This is a genomic window from Amycolatopsis minnesotensis, assembly GCF_039529815.1.
GTDB classification, from domain to species: Bacteria; Actinomycetota; Actinomycetes; order Mycobacteriales; family Pseudonocardiaceae; genus Amycolatopsis; species Amycolatopsis minnesotensis.
On sequence record NZ_BAAANN010000018.1, the window covers coordinates 14843 to 29820 of the forward strand.

The 14978-nt window shown below is 69.5% G+C and carries 20 protein-coding genes; 10 read left to right on the plus strand and 10 right to left on the minus strand.

The features are described 5' to 3' along the window. Nucleotides 1-165: 165 nt before the first annotated feature. A complete protein-coding gene (locus tag ABD256_RS22540; RefSeq protein ID WP_344422115.1) occupies nt 166-558 on the minus strand; it encodes a rhodanese-like domain-containing protein in 393 nt (130 codons plus the stop codon). Beyond that, complete coding sequence (locus ABD256_RS22545; RefSeq protein WP_344422118.1) at nt 555-1100, minus strand: cysteine dioxygenase; 546 nt, start codon at nt 1098-1100, stop codon at nt 555-557. The genes ABD256_RS22540 and ABD256_RS22545 overlap by 4 nt, the downstream gene beginning before the upstream one ends. Nucleotides 1101-1435: 335 nt before the next feature. Between ABD256_RS22545 and ABD256_RS22550 the strand changes: the two genes are divergently transcribed. The 5 genes from ABD256_RS22550 (at nt 1436) to ABD256_RS22570 (ending at nt 6098) form a co-directional block, all read left to right on the plus strand. After that, complete coding sequence (locus ABD256_RS22550) at nt 1436-2248, plus strand: ABC transporter ATP-binding protein (protein ID WP_344422121.1); 813 nt, start codon at nt 1436-1438, stop codon at nt 2246-2248. Between the two features lie 62 nt (nt 2249-2310). Continuing rightward, nucleotides 2311-3090, plus strand: a complete 780-nt coding sequence (locus ABD256_RS22555) for an enoyl-CoA hydratase/isomerase family protein (protein ID WP_344422124.1) — start codon at nt 2311-2313, stop codon at nt 3088-3090. 8 nt (nt 3091-3098) lie between these two features. Next, the gene (locus tag ABD256_RS22560; protein WP_344422554.1) at nt 3099-4070 is read left to right on the plus strand and encodes a class I SAM-dependent methyltransferase; all 972 of its coding nucleotides are present in this window, start codon (nt 3099-3101) and stop codon (nt 4068-4070) included. Nucleotide 4071: 1 nt separating this feature from the next. Next, on the plus strand, nt 4072-5250 hold the full coding sequence (locus ABD256_RS22565; RefSeq protein ID WP_344422128.1) for a THUMP-like domain-containing protein: 1179 nt from the start codon (nt 4072-4074) through the stop codon (nt 5248-5250). 74 nt (nt 5251-5324) lie between these two features. Beyond that, nucleotides 5325-6098: an HAD family acid phosphatase gene (locus tag ABD256_RS22570; RefSeq protein ID WP_344422131.1), complete on the plus strand. Its 774-nt coding sequence runs from the start codon at nt 5325-5327 to the stop codon at nt 6096-6098. A 409-nt stretch (nt 6099-6507) separates the two neighbouring features. Here the strand turns inward: ABD256_RS22570 and ABD256_RS22575 are convergent, their stop codons facing one another. Then, nucleotides 6508-7476, minus strand: a complete 969-nt coding sequence (locus ABD256_RS22575; RefSeq protein ID WP_344422134.1) for a chitinase — start codon at nt 7474-7476, stop codon at nt 6508-6510. 331 nt (nt 7477-7807) lie between these two features. On the opposite strand from ABD256_RS22575, the gene ABD256_RS22580 reads away from it, so the two are divergent. Together ABD256_RS22580 and ABD256_RS22585 are read left to right on the plus strand one after the other, a co-directional pair. Continuing rightward, nucleotides 7808-8644 (plus strand): alpha/beta fold hydrolase, encoded by an 837-nt coding sequence (locus tag ABD256_RS22580; protein ID WP_344422137.1) that lies wholly within the window; start codon nt 7808-7810, stop codon nt 8642-8644. Then, on the plus strand, nt 8637-9200 hold the full coding sequence (locus ABD256_RS22585; protein ID WP_344422140.1) for a TetR/AcrR family transcriptional regulator: 564 nt from the start codon (nt 8637-8639) through the stop codon (nt 9198-9200). The genes ABD256_RS22580 and ABD256_RS22585 overlap by 8 nt, the downstream gene beginning before the upstream one ends. 21 nt (nt 9201-9221) lie before the next feature. Here the strand turns inward: ABD256_RS22585 and ABD256_RS22590 are convergent, their stop codons facing one another. The 3 genes from ABD256_RS22590 to ABD256_RS22600 all read right to left on the minus strand — a co-directional run bounded on the left by ABD256_RS22590 (nt 9222) and on the right by ABD256_RS22600 (nt 12149). Further along, complete coding sequence (locus tag ABD256_RS22590; RefSeq protein WP_344422143.1) at nt 9222-9740, minus strand: hypothetical protein; 519 nt, start codon at nt 9738-9740, stop codon at nt 9222-9224. 51 nt (nt 9741-9791) lie between these two features. Further along, nucleotides 9792-10472 carry a cysteine hydrolase family protein gene (locus ABD256_RS22595; protein ID WP_344422146.1) on the minus strand — a complete coding sequence of 227 codons (681 nt, stop codon included), beginning with the start codon at nt 10470-10472 and terminating at the stop codon, nt 9792-9794. 192 nt (nt 10473-10664) lie between these two features. Beyond that, entirely contained in the window at nt 10665-12149 is a 1485-nt protein-coding gene (locus ABD256_RS22600) for an FAD-dependent monooxygenase (RefSeq protein WP_344422149.1), read from the minus strand. Nucleotides 12150-12240: 91 nt separating this feature from the next. On the opposite strand from ABD256_RS22600, the gene ABD256_RS22605 reads away from it, so the two are divergent. After that, on the plus strand, nt 12241-12873 hold the full coding sequence (locus tag ABD256_RS22605) for a TetR/AcrR family transcriptional regulator C-terminal domain-containing protein (protein ID WP_344422152.1): 633 nt from the start codon (nt 12241-12243) through the stop codon (nt 12871-12873). On the opposite strand, the gene ABD256_RS22610 is transcribed toward ABD256_RS22605, so the two are convergent. The 4 genes from ABD256_RS22610 to ABD256_RS22625 are packed head-to-tail and all read right to left on the minus strand — an operon-like array spanning nt 12862 to nt 13695. Beyond that, nucleotides 12862-13059 (minus strand): hypothetical protein, encoded by a 198-nt coding sequence (locus ABD256_RS22610; RefSeq protein WP_344422155.1) that lies wholly within the window; start codon nt 13057-13059, stop codon nt 12862-12864. The two genes, ABD256_RS22605 and ABD256_RS22610, sit on opposite strands and share 12 nt — an antisense overlap. Then, nucleotides 13056-13301 carry a hypothetical protein gene (locus tag ABD256_RS22615; protein WP_344422158.1) on the minus strand — a complete coding sequence of 82 codons (246 nt, stop codon included), beginning with the start codon at nt 13299-13301 and terminating at the stop codon, nt 13056-13058. The genes ABD256_RS22610 and ABD256_RS22615 overlap by 4 nt, the downstream gene beginning before the upstream one ends. Continuing rightward, nucleotides 13298-13459 carry a hypothetical protein gene (locus ABD256_RS22620; RefSeq protein WP_344422161.1) on the minus strand — a complete coding sequence of 54 codons (162 nt, stop codon included), beginning with the start codon at nt 13457-13459 and terminating at the stop codon, nt 13298-13300. Before ABD256_RS22620 ends, ABD256_RS22615 begins: the two co-directional genes overlap by 4 nt. Continuing rightward, a complete protein-coding gene (locus ABD256_RS22625; RefSeq protein ID WP_344422164.1) occupies nt 13456-13695 on the minus strand; it encodes a hypothetical protein in 240 nt (79 codons plus the stop codon). The genes ABD256_RS22620 and ABD256_RS22625 overlap by 4 nt, the downstream gene beginning before the upstream one ends. Nucleotides 13696-13851: 156 nt before the next feature. Here ABD256_RS22625 and ABD256_RS22630 point away from each other — a divergent pair, with 156 nt between their 5' ends. Beyond that, the gene (locus ABD256_RS22630; RefSeq protein ID WP_344422167.1) at nt 13852-14721 is read left to right on the plus strand and encodes a helix-turn-helix domain-containing protein; all 870 of its coding nucleotides are present in this window, start codon (nt 13852-13854) and stop codon (nt 14719-14721) included. Beyond that, on the plus strand, nt 14718-14915 hold the full coding sequence (locus ABD256_RS22635) for a DUF397 domain-containing protein (RefSeq protein ID WP_344422170.1): 198 nt from the start codon (nt 14718-14720) through the stop codon (nt 14913-14915). Before ABD256_RS22630 ends, ABD256_RS22635 begins: the two co-directional genes overlap by 4 nt. The last annotated feature ends 63 nt before the right edge of the window (nt 14916-14978 follow it).

The window sequence follows — 14978 nt, forward strand, 5'->3', positions numbered from 1 at the left end:
CGATCGACGGCTGCGGGACACGGGCTGGCGCTGATGCCGCGGGACGCGATCACCGGCGGGGTCGCCGCGGTTCCGCTGTCCGCACCCCGGCTGGGTGCACCGCACCGAAGTCGTGCACGGGCGCGATCGGAGAGCCGGGGTGGCGGAACCGGCCGCCGCGCTGGCTCAGGGCACGGCGGCGGACGGACCGTCCTGAGTGGGCAGGCCAGCCGCCTTCCACGCGCGGTAGCCGCCGTCGAGATCGGTGGCACCGGCGAGGCCGAGCCGCTTGAGGTCCGCGGCCGCGAGGCTGGACGCGTAGCCCTCGTTGCACATCACGATGACGCGCAGGCCGGGCCGCACTTCGGGGAGCCGGTGCGCGCTCGCCGGGTCGAGCCGCCATTCGAGGTGGATGCGCTCCACCACGACCGAGCCGGGGATTTCCCCTTCGGCGGCGCGGTTCGCCTCCGGCCGGATGTCGACGATCAGCGCGCCGTCGTCCTGCCACGACTTCGCCGTCGCCGGCCCGACCCTGTCCAATGTGGACCGGGCGGAGGCCAGGAACTCGTTGATGCTCATGGGCGGACGATAGCGGGCAGCGGCGGGATTTCCGATGGCACGTCGCGCAGGCTCGCGTAGTCGCGGGTCGGCACGAGCGGCGGCGAGTACGCGTGCACGCTCGCCGCAGGGCCGCCGCCGGCACCGGTCACCTGGTGCGCGCGGCCAGCGCCGAACCCGAGCCCGTCACCCGCGGTGTGGTGCCGGTCGCGGATCGGGCCGCCGGGGTAGCGGTACTGCTCGTCCAGTTCGCCGAGCAGCACGGTGAACGATCCCGACGCGCCACCGTGGTCGTGCGGTTTCGTGTGCTGGCCCGGCAGCCACGACAGCAGCCACAGCTCGACGCCGTCGGTAAGCCCGAGCCTCGCCCACCACCGCTGGTCCTGGTCGAAGCGGACGAGCCCGTGCAGTTCGGGGGCGAGCTCGGCGGCGACCGCCTTGGTCAGGCCGACGAGCTCGCGCGGCGTCCAGAGGAGCCGCTCGGGGTGCAGGAGCCCGGCGAGCGGGGACTCGGCGACCTGCGGGTGGACTTCGAGATCGGGGCGGGTGATGGACTGGGTCATGACGATCTCCTCAGCGGACGCGGGGTGGCGATGGGCACACGACGCGACACGGCCGCGATACCCGCGAACAGCGGGCACGGCGAAGAAGGCTCAGCGGCCAGGTCGCGTGGTGGTACACCCGCAGGAGGCGACCAGGAGGAGGTCGATGGTGCGGTCACGCCAGAGCTCGCGCCCGAACACGGGCGGCTGCAGCAGCGGTGACCTGATCACGATGGCGATGGTGCCACACGGGCGCACGGCATGGCGACCGCCGCCGTGTCGCGTCTCACGTCCTGGTACGCGCGACACGGGGGTGCCGCCGAGACATGATCAACTTCGGTGGCCACAATGGGCTCGTGAGCGAGCCGACGCAGACCGACAACCTTGACGATCTCGTGGTGCGGATGGCCGGTGTCGGCGTCCGCCGCGGGCGCAACGAGCTTCTCGCCGGCCTCGACTGGGCCGTCGAACTGGACGAGCGCTGGGTGGTGCTCGGCCCGAACGGCGCGGGCAAGACCACGCTGCTGCGCCTTGCCGCGGCCGAGCTGCACCCGACCACCGGCACGGTCGATCTGCTCGGGGAGCGTCTCGGCAGGGTCGACATCTTCGAACTCCGCCCCCGGATCGGATTCACCTCGGCCGCGCTCGCCGCCAGGGTCCCCGCCGAGGAGATCGTCCGCGACGTCGTGGTGAGCGCCGGTTACGCCGTGCTCGGGCGCTGGCGCGAGGTGTACGACGAGCTCGACACCGAGCGCGCCGCCGAGCTGCTGGGCGCGCTCGGGATCGCGCACCTCGCCGAGCGCACCTTCGGCACGTTGAGCGAAGGCGAACGCAAGCGCGCGCTCATCGCCCGCTCGCTCATGACCGACCCCGAGATGCTGTTGCTCGACGAACCCGCCGCCGGGCTGGACCTCGGCGGCCGCGAGGACCTGGTCGCCAGGCTGTCCACGCTCGCGCTCGACCCGGACGCCCCGGCGATGGTCCTCGTGACGCACCACGTCGAGGAGATCCCGCCCGGGTTCACGCACGCCCTGCTGCTGCGCGACGGACGTGCGGTCGTCGCCGGTCTGATCGACGATGTGCTGACGGCGGAGAACCTGTCGAAGACCTTCGACCAGGACCTGATGCTGGAGCGCTCCGGCGACCGGTTCTTCGCCCGCCGCAGGTGATCTCGGCTACCGCCCGGTAGCCTGCGAAGAACCAGCTTGCACGGCGTTGGATGGAGGATGGCGTGGCAGAGTTCGTGAGTATCGAGGTCGACGCGGGGGTGGGCACGATCCGGCTGGACCGGCCGCCGGTGAACGCGCTCAACAACCAGGTGCAGATCGAGCTCGCCGACGCCGCCGCCGAGGTCACCGAACGCGGCGACATCCGTGCCGTCGTGCTCTACGGCGGCGAGAAGACCTTCGCGGGCGGCGCGGACATCAAGGAGATGGCCGCGAAGAGCTACGTCGAGATGGCCACCTTCGGCGCCGCGCTGCAGGGTTCGCTGGCCGCGCTCGCGAACATCCCGAAGCCGACCGTCGCCGCGATCACCGGCTACGCGCTCGGCGGCGGCCTCGAACTCGCGCTCACCGCGGACCGCCGCATCGCGGGCGACAACGTCAAGGTGGGGCAGCCGGAGATCCAGCTCGGCATCATCCCCGGCGCGGGCGGCACCCAGCGCCTCGCACGGCTGATCGGGCCGAGCAAGGCGAAGGACCTCGTCTACACCGGACGGTTCGTCAAGGCGGAAGAGGCGCTGGCGCTGGGCATCCTGGACGAGGTCGTGGCACCGGACGACGTCTACGCGGCCGCGCGCAAGTGGGCGGCGCAGTTCGCGAACGGTCCCGCGGTGGCGCTCAAGCACGCCAAGGCCGCGATCGACGCCGGCCTCGAAGTCGACCTCGCCACCGGGCTGAAGATCGAGACGCAGCTCTTCACCGCGCTGTGGGCGACCGAGGACCAGGCGAACGGGATGAACTCGTTCATCGAGAACGGGCCGGGCAAGGCCACGTTCGAGGGAAAGTGAGCACGGACGTGACCGATATCGACCCGGCCCCGAACCCGCACGCCTCCGAAGCAGAGGTCAAGGCCGCCTACGCCGACCCAAAGCTCGCGAACGTGCTCTACCACGACTGGGAGGCGGGCACCTACGACGAGAAGTGGTCGATCTCCTACGACGAGCGCTGCATCGAGTACGCCACGGACGTGTTCGCCGCGGTCGCGGGCACCGACGGCCAGCCCTATCCCACGGCGATGGAACTGGGCAGCGGTACCGGGTTCTTCCTGCTGAACCTCATGCAGGGCGGGGTGATCAAGAAGGGGTCGGTCACCGACCTGTCGCCGGGCATGGTGCAGGTGGCGCTGCGCAACGCCGAGAAGCTCGGCCTCGACGTGGACGGCAGGGTCGCCGACGCCGAGCGCATCCCGTACCCGGACAACACCTTCGACCTCGTCGTCGGGCACGCGGTGCTGCACCACATCCCGGACGTGCCCGCCGCGTTCCGCGAGGTGCTGCGCGTGCTGAAGCCGGGCGGCCGGTTCGTCTTCGCCGGTGAGCCGACGAAGATCGGCGACACCTACGCCCGCAAGCTCGGCCAGTTCACCTGGTTCCTCACCACGAACGTGACGAAGCTGCCCGCGTTGCGCGGCTGGCGCCGTCCGCAGGAGGAACTCGACGAGTCCTCCCGTGCGGCCGCGCTGGAGGCCGTGGTCGACATCCACACGTTCGACCCCGCCGATCTCGAAGCGAAGGCCCGCGGCGCCGGTGCGCAGGACGTCCGCGCGGTCACCGAGGAGTTCGCCGCCGCGCTGGCAGGCTGGCCGATCCGGACCTTCGAAGCGGCCGTGCCGCAGGAGAAGCTGACCGTGCGGTGGCGCCTGTTCGCCTACAAACTGTGGCTGCGGCTGTCCGCATTGGACAAGAAGGTGCTGGCGAAGATCCTGCCGCGCGAGCTGTTCTACAACGTGATGATCACCGGCACCAAGCCGCCGGTCAGCTCCGACTGAGTTGGCCTACCGGTTTTCCCTCGCGGATGTGGGGTTCCTCCGCTCCGCCGAGGGCGTGGCCGCGCTGGCGGCGTGTGCCGAGCTGTCGCTGACGGACCGTTCGCGGATCGCCGACGTCGCGGCCGCGCGCGAGATCGTCGGCGCCGATTTCGCGGCGGCGGTACTGGAAACGGTGCTGCTGCGGCGGAAATCGGTCTCCAAAGTGGATTCGGCGACCGGCTGGCTGTTCACCGGCGACGCGCTGCAGCAGGCGAGCGCGTCACCGGTCGCCAGGCATCGCGCTCGGCGGCTCGCGGGCAGGGACGTGCACGACGTGACCTGTTCGATCGGCGCCGACCTCGTCGCGCTCGCCGGTACCGCTTCACGGTGCGCCGGGTCCGATGTGGACGAAGTGCGGCTCGCGATGGCCGCGCACAACTGTGCCGAAGCGGGCGTGACGCCCGCCCTGGTCCGTGCCGACGCCCTGCACCCCGTCACGAAGAACACCGTGGTGGTGGCCGATCCGGCCCGCCGTGACGCCGCGGGAAGGCGCGCGTGGCGGCCGTCGGACTTCACACCGCCGCTCGACGAACTGGCCGAGGCGTACCGGGGACGCGACCTGCTGGTGAAGTGCTCGCCGGGTATCGATCCCTCGCTGGTGCCGTGGGCTGGCGAGGTCGAACTCGTGTCGCTCGACGGCGGTGTCCGCGAAGCCGCGCTGTACGGGGGAAGCCTCGCGGGCGTGGCGCGGCGGGCGACCGTGCTGCGCGGCGACGGTACACAGTGGACCATCACCAGCGACGACCCCGACGACGTCGGCGCGGCCGAGCCGGGGGAGTGGATCGTCGACCCGGACGGCGCCGTGGTGCGGGCTGGTCTCGTCCGCCACTACGCGGCGCGCCACGGCTTGTGGCAGCTCGACGAGCGGATCGCGTACCTCACCGGCGACACCCCGCCGCCGGGTGTCCGCGCGTTCCGCGTGCTCGAACACGGGCCGTACACCGAGAAGAGCCTGCGCGCGGTGCTGAAGAAGCGCGAAGTCGGCAGGCTGGAGATCCTCGTCCGCGGCCTCGACGTCGACCCGGACGCGTTGCGCCGCAGGCTTAAACCCCGTGGTCACGCCGAAGCGAGCGTGGTGCTCACCCGCATCGGCCGCTCGCCCGTCGCCTTCGTCTGCCATGCCCAAAGTGGACAAAAGTAGCGATTCGGGTGGAGTGTGCCGGTACGACCGTCTAGGTTTTCCGCGAATCGTCGAAATTTTCTGAGGGAGAGTCGATGTCGCGCAGCAGTACCCGTGTGTCCGGTCTCGTGAAACTCGCTGCCGCGGCAGCCATCGGCGCCACCGTCGCCGGTGGTGCCAGCGCGATCGCGTCGAGTGACGACGCCGCCCGCGCCCCGAAGGAACCGGCCAACATCGGCCAGGTCAAGAACGACGTCAAGGCGTACTACGGCGACTACCTCGACGCCGCGGGCAAGCACCACTACTCGGACACCGGCAAGTGGGCCGCCGACACGGCCAAGCAGGTCGACGCCGCGAAGCGGTACCTGTCCAAGCGGCTCGTCGACGGCGTCAAGAACCCCGCGATCGTGCTGGACATCGACGACACCTCCGAAAGCACCTACGGCTGGGAAGCCGACAACGACTTCGGGTTCGACCCGGTGAAGCAGCAGAAGGCCATCGACAGCGGCGAGTTCACCGCCATCAAGCCCACCCTCGGCCTCGCGCGCTGGGCCTCGGAGCACGGTGTGCGGGTCTACTTCCTGACCGGCCGCAAGCAGAGCCAGGGCCCCGCGTCGCTGAAGAACCTCGCCAACGAGGGCTACCCCACCCCCGCCGAGGCCTACTTCAAGCCGGAAGGCGCCGCGCCCCCGTACCTCCCTTGCGGACTCACCTGCAACACCGTCCAGTACAAGTCCGGCACCCGCGCGCACATCGCGTCGACCGGCACCACCATCGTGCTCAACCTCGGCGACCAGTTCAGCGACCTCGAAGGCGGCTACGCCGAAAAGCCCGTGAAACTCCCCAACCCGATGTACTACCTGCCCTGATCCGGACACCGCGAGGCCGAGTTCGTGGGCAGGGCTCCGCGTACCCAGCCGCATGCCCGGTAGGTCATGTTCGGGGGCCAGGTAAGGCAACCCGGTATTCCCGGGGCGTGCACCCGTGGCGTCGGTGAAGGCGTCCTTGCGGGAATCTGATGCTGTGAAGGGGTCCTTCGGGGCATAGGCGCCGCGTTCCCGCGTGCTAGCGAGGGTCGAGATCGCGGCGTCAGATTCCCCGAAGGCGCCCTTCAGGGACCAAACCCCCGGCGGGTCCACGCTTCCGCCGTCCCCGGGCGCCCTGCTCCCGAGGCGGCGTCGTGCAGGCCGAGTTTCGGGCGCCCAGTGCCGTCATGGTGGCCATCAGGGACCGGTGAAGCGGGTACGGAATCCCTGAAGGTGATCGAGGGCAAGAGACTCAGCCCGCGTAGGGGGCGAAGAGCTTCGAGAATTCGTAGGGTTGCTGGGCGATGTTGGTGCACTTGTAGAGGGGGCCGTTGCACGCGTTGGCGTCGCGGCCCTGTTCCCAGAAGGACAGCATGCCCAGGTGCACCGTCTTCGCGAAGTCGATGAGGGTGCGCGCGTCCTTCTGGTAGAAGATTTCGTTGCCGGAGTCGTTGACGCCGAGCATCGGGGTGACGCCGATCTTCTTCCACGCCTCGGCGTCCGGCAGGCCGAATACGGACTTCACCTGCGCCTGCGTGGACTTCGCCGCGGCTACCGCTTTCGCGCCCTGGTCGCCGGGGCCCTGGTAGTAGTCCATCGCCATCACGTTGACCAGGTCCAGGTCCACGCCCGCGTTCTTGGCCGACTGCACCACGTTCACGCCGTCCTGGGTGAGCCCGCTCGGCAGCACGGGCAGGGTCAGCGAGATCCTGAGCCCGGGATTCTTCCGCTGCACGATCGCGAGCGCCTGCGAGCGGCGTTGCACGGAGGTGGGGTCGGCGACGGCGGCGCCTTCGATGTCGAGGTCGATGTACTTGAGGTTGTACGTCTTCACCACCGCGTCGTACTCGGCGGCCACCGCCTCCGGGGTGCTGCACGCCTGCGCGAGTTCGATCCCGGAAGCGCCGCCGAACGCCACCTTGACGTCACCGCCCGCCGCGCGGATCTTCGCGATTTCGTCCGCCTGCCACCCCGTTCGCGGGTCGTAGGCGGCGAACCAGCTCGCCTTGCACCCGTACGAGGTGACGAAACCGAGGGTGAACGCGCGCAGGCCCCCCGCTTGCGCCATCCCGGAAAGGCTCGGTGTCGGCCAGGCGCCGAGGTCGACGTACGGCGCGACCGGCAGCGGCGCGCCCGGCGCCGCGGAAGCGGGCACGGCGGTGGCGCCGAACGCCAGCGCGAGCAGACCGCCCACCACGGGAAGCTTGCGGAGCAGGGACATGGGGACCTCCGGGGACTCTGGAGGCGGCATTGCCTCCGTATTGTCTTCGTAAGTGGTATAGACCAATGATCCCGGCGGGGCCATAGGCCGTTCGGAGGACGGCGGGCCCTGTCGCGCACGGATGGCAGCCGAACCGCCTCCGGCGACTCGGGGCACCTCGTGCGGCTGACGGGCGATTTCGCCGGTCGTGCCGCGAAGGTGCCCAGGGGAGCGCACTGCCCAAGCGCCGGTGCGACGGACACTTGGTCGATCGGAGTGGGAGGCGCTTGACAGTCATGGCTAATGACATTAGCTTTTGAGTTATAGTAATTAGCCTGCGGAGGAGATGGGCATGACGGAGTTCCTGGAGCTGGACGGTGGACGGCTCGCCTACGACGTGCTCGGTGCGGGGCCGCTGATCGTGCTGGCCCACGGCATGGGCGACAACCGGGCCGCCTACCGCGAGCTGGCCGTGCTCCTGGTCGACGCCGGGTACCGCGTGGCGAGCGTGGACCAGCGCGGCCACGGCGAGTCCAGCACCGGCTGGGCCTCCTACACCCGCACCGACTCGGCGGCCGACCTGCTCGCCGTGGTCCGGCACCTCGGCGGCCCTGCCGTGCTCGTCGGCCACTCGTTCACCGGCGGCTCGGTCACCATCGCGGCCGCCAAGGAGCCCGAGCTGGTCAGCGCGATCGTGGAGATCGGCTCGTTCACCCGCGCGCAGAAGATCGACTTCGGCGGCCTGTTCTCCCACGCCCGCTACCGCAAGGGCATGGCGCTGCTCATGGGTGCGGGGATGTTCCGCAGCGTCGGGCTGTGGAAGCGCTACCTCGGCCACGCCTACCCCGGCGCCAAGCCCGCGGGTTTCGCCGAGCACCTCGCCGCGCTCGAAGCGGATCTGCGCAGGCCCGGCCGGATGGCGGTGGTGGGCAAGATGGGCATGTCCGCGCCCACCGACGCGGGCGCGCTGCTCGGCGATGTCCGGTGCCCCGCACTGATCATCGAGGGCTCGCTGGACCCCGATTGGACCGATCCCCGCGCCGAGGGCGAAGGCATCGCGGCGGCCCTGCCGCCGGATTTGGGCCGGGTCGAGGTGATCGAGGGCGCTGGTCACTACCCGCACGTGCAGTTCCCGGCCGAGGTCGCCGCGGCGGTACTGGCCTTCCTGGGGGCGGGCGCCCGTGGCTAGGGCGGCGCTGTCGGCGGACGCGGTGGTCGACGTCGCGCTGCGCCTTGTCGACGAGGAAGGCCCCGGCGCGCTGACCCTGGCGGCGGTCGCTTCCCGCGCGGGCGTGGCCACGCCGTCGCTCTACAAGCACGTCCGCAACCTGGCCGAGCTGCGCGCGCTCATGTCGGCGCGGATCATGGACGAGCTGGCCGAGCGGATCGGCGAAGCGGTGCTCGGCCGATCCGCCGACGAAGCGATCCGCGCGCTCATGACGGCATGGCGCGACTACGTGCTGGCGCACGCGCACCGCTACTCCGCGCTCGGCCAGGCACCGGAGCCGCTGGTGGCGGAGGCGGGGGAGCGGCTGATCGGCATCCTGCTGGCCGCCCTGCGCGCGTACGGCTTGGAGGACTCCGAAGCCATCCACGCGACCCGGTGCCTGCGCGCGGTCATGCACGGTTTCGCGGTACTGGAAGCGGAGAACGCGTTCCAGCTCCCGGAAAAGCTGGACGAGACCTACGAACTGCTGGTGCACATGGTGGTCACCGGACTGCGGAAACCGCTGGGCGGCGCGTGAACCAGCCGCCCGGTGACGAAGTCAGTCCTGGTCGCCGCGGTTCCGGTCGTACTCTTCGCGGTGCCGCTCGTTCCAAGCGGCCAGCATGCCTTCGTGGCGACGGGTGAAGGTGGCGTCGTGCCGCGCCCGCCAGGCGGACGGGGTCACTCGGCGGGTGACGAGCAGCTCGTCCGGTGCGTAGTCGTTGTTCGTGTCGACCACTTCCAGCCCCGCGACGGTCAGGATCTCGCGCATCGCCTCCTGCATCGCGTGCCCGATGCCTTTCGTTTGGCGCCCGAACGCTTCGTACTCCTCGCCTTCGCCGAACGGATCGTCGGCCCAGGCCGCCTGCCCGGCGTCCATCAGGATCGGGTGGGCGTGCCAGTGGACGAGCACGCCGTGCAGGTCCGGCCGATCGACCTGCACGGTGGCGCCCGCGGTGCCGAGCGGGTGGTCGTCCGGGGTCACCGGCAGCCCGGCCGCGGTCAGTTCGGACCGGACGACGCCGGCGAGCGCGTCCAGCCGGTAGCCGATCTCGGGGTCTTCGGGTTTCTCCGTCACCCCGCCATTTTCGCGCTGCCCGGCGACGCCTGGACGCCGGGCTCCCGATCGTCAGGACGACCCGGCCGTTTCGGTCCAGTAGGCGGGATCGCGGCCGTAGTCGGGCGTGGTGAACGCGCGGTCCCACGCCGCTCCCGGTGCCAGGAGTTCTTGCCACGGCGCGACTTCCGTGTACAGCACGCGCAGGGAGTTGAGGGCCGCGTGGTGCAGCGCGGGCCCGTCGGTGGAGACGGCGTCGTCCGGGACGGCGACCTCGAAGTTGCGGGAGAGCGCGGCGCGGGCGGTGGCTTCGACGCAGACGTTGGTCTGCAGGCCGGCGACGATCAGCCGCCGCGTGCCGAAGTTGTGCAGGAGCGGCTCGAGTTCGGTGTAGTCGAACAGGCTGGCTCTCGTCTTGTCCAGCACCACGTCCTCAGGGGCCGGAGCGAGGGCGTCCATGATCTGCCGGTTCCACGTCTTCTGCGCGACCGTCATCCGGGGCAGCCGGTGGGCGCGCCTGGCGAGCAGCCTTGCCGAGCGCGGGTTGCTCCCGAGCGCGCCAGCCGCACTGCCGACCGAGCGCGAGTAGACGATCCGCAGGTTCTGGTGACGTGCGGCGGCGAGCAGGTCCGCGCAGGCGTCGATCGTTTCGGGCAGCCGCCAGATCGGCGGCCAGCCCAGCGCGTCCCGTACCCCGTCGTCGGCGAGGTACGAGTTCTGCATGTCGATCATCAGCACCGTGGTGGCGGTCATGGTCGCCTTCCCTGCTCGTCGTCACGGGTCCTCGACGCCTCATTGTGTCGAGGGGGTCACAGCGAGCAAACCGCCACGGCGGGGGTGCGCGATCGCGACCACCGCGTACAGCAGCAGGTTGGCCGGCGGGATTCCCGCCTGCCCGGCCAGGACACCGAGCTTTGACCGCCGGGAATCCCGCCGGCGCCGGTTCTATACCGCCGGGTGGCCGAACCAGGTGCGCAATGCGGTGTCGAGGCCGGTCTCTTCGCCGGTGCCGACCCAGCAGACGTAACCGTCAGGCCGGACCAGCACGGCCGCGGCTTCGGGAAGACCGGTCACGGCCACCGCGTCGACGCGCCCGCTCCACGGCCGCGCGAGGCCGAGAAGATCGGGCGCACTGCTCAGCAGCACGCCGTGCCCGGAGTGGAAGAGGCTGCTCGCCCACCGGGTTTCGCCTTCGACGCCCAGTTCGACGTCGGGCATCCGGACCCCCAGCAACGGGTGCGACGGCCCGTCGAACGGGTAGCGAATGTCCAAACCGGAAATCATTCCGGCGAGCTTCCGGTTCACCTCGGGCATTTCGGCGATCTCCCGGAACAGCGCGCGCATCGCCAGTGCGGTGGGCTCCTGGCTGATCAAGGCCGTCTGCGCGCGGGTGTTCCCGATGACGCGCTCTCCGACGGGGTGCCGTTCGGCGTGGTAGGTGTCGAGCAGCCCGGCAGGCGCCCAGCCGTTGATCTCGGCGGCGAGCTTCCAGCCGAGGTTCATCGCGTCCTGCACCCCGAGGTTGAGCCCCTGTCCGCCCGCGGGGAAGTGGATGTGCGCCGCGTCGCCCGCGAGCAGCACCCGCCCGACGCGGTACCGCTCGACCTGCCGCGCGGTGTCGGAGAACTGGGAGGCCCACCTGACCTCGGCGACTTCGACCTCGTCGCCGTGGATCTTCTTCAGGAACCCGGTGACCAGTCCGGCGGGCACCGCGGTGCCGCGGTCGACGTACTCCGTGGACGAGTGCCTGGCCAGTACCCGGAACAATCCGGGCTCGCCGAGCGGGATGGCGCCGGTCATGGCCTGCAGGTTGGGGTCCTCGCCGAAGATGTCGCGGATCGACTGCCATTGCCTGGCCAGTTTCGCGGGGGTCTTGCTGAGCACGACATCGGCCACGATGGCGTACGTGGTCGGGTCCGTGCCGGGGAACGGGACATCGAGCAGCTTCCGCACGGTGCTGCGGCCACCGTCGCAGCCGACGAGGTACCGGGCGCGGATTTCGTATTCGCCGTCGCCGTCCCGCACCGTCGCGACAATGGAGTCCTTTGTGGACTCGAATGACAACAGTGCGTGCCCGCGGCGGATCTTCGTGCCCAGTTCGGCGAGTCGTTCCTCCAGCACCTGTTCGGTCCGCGCCTGGGGAATCCCGACCTGGTAGGGGTGCCGGGTCTGCCAGCCGTCGTAGCTCAGCGGGATTCCGCTGAAGTGCCCGTCGCCGACCGTCGACATCGCACGGGAACTCGCCCTGTCGAACAGGCCGCGCAGGTCGAACACCTCGGCCGTGCGCGGCTGGAGGTTGAGCGCCTTCGACTGGCCGCTGCGCTCCGTGAGCCGTTCGAGCACGCCCACGTCGACCCCCGCCAGTGCGAGTTCCGTCGCCAGCGCGAGCCCGACGGGTCCGCCGCCGATCACCAGTACGTCCGTGTCCATCCCCATCTCCTTAACGTTGTTAAGTGGTGATTTCCACAGTGCCCTTAATGTTGTTAAGGTGTCAAGGGCTGACCGGGTGAGGGGCGAGGACATGGCGTTGAGTAGGCAGGACATCGCGCGGGCAGGGCTGCGGCTGCTCAACGACGTGGGCTTGAACGGCCTGACGCTGCGGTTGATAGCGCAGGAACTGGGGGTGAAGGCGCCCGCGCTCTACTGGCACCTGAAGAACAAGCAGGAACTGCTCGACGAGATGGCCACCCAGATGTACCGCGATCGCGACGACCTCTTCGACGCCCCGGTGAAGGGTGGTGACTGGGCGGAAGACCTCGCCGCGCGGGCTCGCGGCTTCCGCCGGATGATGCTCGCCTACCGCGATGGGGCGAAGGTCTTCGCGGGCACGTTCCTCACCGATATCGTCACCCCGAACGAAAATGTGTACAAATTCCTCATCGGCGAGGGCTTCGATCCGCATCGCGTCGGGCGTATCACCTTCACGCTGTTCACCTACGTCATCGGGTTCACCATCGAAGAGCAGGCCGTGTACCCGCGTCCTGGTGAGCTGGACGAGCGCTACCGCGAACGGGTCGACACCCTGGCCGAACGCATCGACGCGCCGGTGCTGGCCGCGCTGACCTCGTCGCTCCCGGTCGGTGACCCGGACCAGCAGTTCGAGGACGGGCTCGAGATCGTGCTCACCGGGATGCGGGCGTGGCTAACGCGCTGAACCGTCCACAGTGGTCTCTGCGATCTCCTCGCAGGCTTCGCAGTCGCCGACGGCGGGCGAACGCGGCCCGCGGTGCGCCTGCCAGCGCATTTCGCACAGCGTTTTGAGCGAGGTGCGGTCCGGTGGCCGCTCGTCGAGCCGGGTGCGGTGCCTCAGGCCGCCGATCACCGGCCGGTACCCGGTCATGTGCGGTGGTTCGTGCGGCGCAGCCACACCGCGCACCCGGGGCACAGCGGCGCGTCCTGCTTGTCCCGCCTGCTGAGCTGGTCGCACCGGTGCGCGTGATCGCCGAGCGCCATGTCCGCGCACCGCGGGTACACCGCGCCCACGGCCGGATCCTCGACGGCGACGAGCGAATACGCGTGCCGCTGGCAATCGCCCGCATACACCCGGATCAGGATCCGGTGGTCGGTCGGCGTTCGCTTCACAAGCGCACCTGACGCCGGTGAAAGGCGCGCCGGACCCGGAACCGCCAGCGCCCGCCGCATTGCAGCGGCGCGGACATCTTCGGCTCGACGAGGTGCACGCACACCCGTGAACCGTCCGTTTTGGACTCCTCGATCGAGTACACGGGGATGCGATTCATCGTGTCCTGCCCATGGCTTCAAGGCGCGCCTTCTCGGCGACCGCGGCATACATGTTCTTGATGTGTTCGGAGACGGCTTGCGCGGGAAGGATTGCCGCCGGGGTGTCATCGCCGATCTGAATGACCACTTGGAAACCGGCGGTGGTCTTGATCAGCCCCACCACGACCTGGCTCGGCGTGCCGGACAGCTCGCGGGCCGGTGTGATCAGCAAGAGTCGCCAGCCTCGGTCATCCACGCCTGTCTCCCCGGTTGTATCCTGCTGTCGAATCACTCTTCGCTGCCAAGGCAACGATCAGTTGATGACAACAGTGTCAACGCTGACAGCGTCGCGAGGCAATGACCTGATTGGGTGACGCGTGGGCGCGGCGCGACCTGCATTAGCATGTGTTGCATGAGTGGTAGCACCCGCACATCGGCGGCCCTCAACCTCGGCGAGAGGTTGCGGAAGGCACGCGAGGCGCAAGGCGTGTCGCTGCGCAAACTGGCCGAGGCGATGGGTGAGAAGCCGAGTTATTCGGGCGTCATCTCCCGATGGGAAACCGGTGACCGGCTCGCCAAGGCCGAGGATGTCGCGAAGATCGTCGAGGCGCTGAAACTCGGCTCCGACGAAGCGGCCGAGCTGACCGAGTTCGCCAGCGCCAGTGCCGCGGGAAGCAAGTCGTCGTGGCTGGCGATCACCTTGCCCGAGCGCCGTCAGCAACTGAATGCCCTGCTCGCCGCCGAAGCCACCGCCACCAAGGTCACGCACGTCGCGCCGCTGCTCATCCCCGGAGTACTGCAGACCGCCGATGTCATCCGCGCGATCATGGTCGACGGCGGCGTGCCAGGCGATGAGATCGACGAGCGGGTCTACATGCGACTCGGCCGCCGCGATCTGATCACGCGAAAGAACGCCGCGCACCTGGAAGTCCTTCTCGAAGAGGCCGCAATACGCCGAACTATCGGCAGCCCGGGAACGCAGGTGGACCAGCTTCGGTACCTGCTCGAACTCGGCGAACTGCCGAACGTCGACATTCGAATCGTGTCGTACTCCGCTGGATGGACACCGGCGGCGATTGGTTCGTTCATCTTGTTGGAGTCCGACCAAGCGCCGCCACTCGTGAGCCTTGACATGGCAGGAAGTGGGCTCATGCTCCACGACCGTGACGACATTGCGGCGTATCGGCGAGCGGCCGCCGAGGTACGAGAAAAAGCGATGAGCCCGGCGGATACGGCTGTGTTCATTGCACGGGTCATTACCGAATTGGAGGATCAGGAATGACGGTATCCCGAAACGCCCGCGGCTGGTTCAAGTCGAGTTGGAGTCCGGACAAGGCTGACTGTGTCGAGGTGCGGTTTGCCCCGACTGTAGGTGTGCGCGACACCAAGGACCGTGATGGCGGGCATCTTGATCTCGACTCGCGGGCGTGGGGTGCGTTCCTGGCGCAGACGCGGGGCCGCTTGAGTGGTCCGTGAAGGGCGCCTTCGGGGAATCTGATGCCGTGAATTCGGCTTTCGCGGCGGGAGGTTTGCTGGGGC

Bases quoted from the DNA above. Each gene is read 5' to 3' on its own strand.
- ABD256_RS22540 (WP_344422115.1), bottom strand. From the start codon at position 558: ATGAGCATCAACGAGTTCCTGGCCTCCGCCCGGTCCACATTGGACAGG.
- ABD256_RS22545 (WP_344422118.1), bottom strand. From the start codon at position 1,100: ATGACCCAGTCCATCACCCGCCCCGATCTCGAAGTCCACCCGCAGGTC.
- ABD256_RS22570 (WP_344422131.1), top strand. From the start codon at position 5,325: ATGTCGCGCAGCAGTACCCGTGTGTCCGGTCTCGTGAAACTCGCTGCC.
- ABD256_RS22575 (WP_344422134.1), bottom strand. From the start codon at position 7,476: ATGTCCCTGCTCCGCAAGCTTCCCGTGGTGGGCGGTCTGCTCGCGCTG.
- ABD256_RS22580 (WP_344422137.1), top strand. From the start codon at position 7,808: ATGACGGAGTTCCTGGAGCTGGACGGTGGACGGCTCGCCTACGACGTG.
- ABD256_RS22595 (WP_344422146.1), bottom strand. From the start codon at position 10,472: ATGACCGCCACCACGGTGCTGATGATCGACATGCAGAACTCGTACCTC.
- ABD256_RS22600 (WP_344422149.1), bottom strand. From the start codon at position 12,149: ATGGACACGGACGTACTGGTGATCGGCGGCGGACCCGTCGGGCTCGCG.
- ABD256_RS22605 (WP_344422152.1), top strand. From the start codon at position 12,241: ATGGCGTTGAGTAGGCAGGACATCGCGCGGGCAGGGCTGCGGCTGCTC.
- ABD256_RS22610 (WP_344422155.1), bottom strand. From the start codon at position 13,059: ATGACCGGGTACCGGCCGGTGATCGGCGGCCTGAGGCACCGCACCCGG.
- ABD256_RS22620 (WP_344422161.1), bottom strand. From the start codon at position 13,459: ATGAATCGCATCCCCGTGTACTCGATCGAGGAGTCCAAAACGGACGGT.
- ABD256_RS22630 (WP_344422167.1), top strand. From the start codon at position 13,852: ATGAGTGGTAGCACCCGCACATCGGCGGCCCTCAACCTCGGCGAGAGG.
- ABD256_RS22635 (WP_344422170.1), top strand. From the start codon at position 14,718: ATGACGGTATCCCGAAACGCCCGCGGCTGGTTCAAGTCGAGTTGGAGT.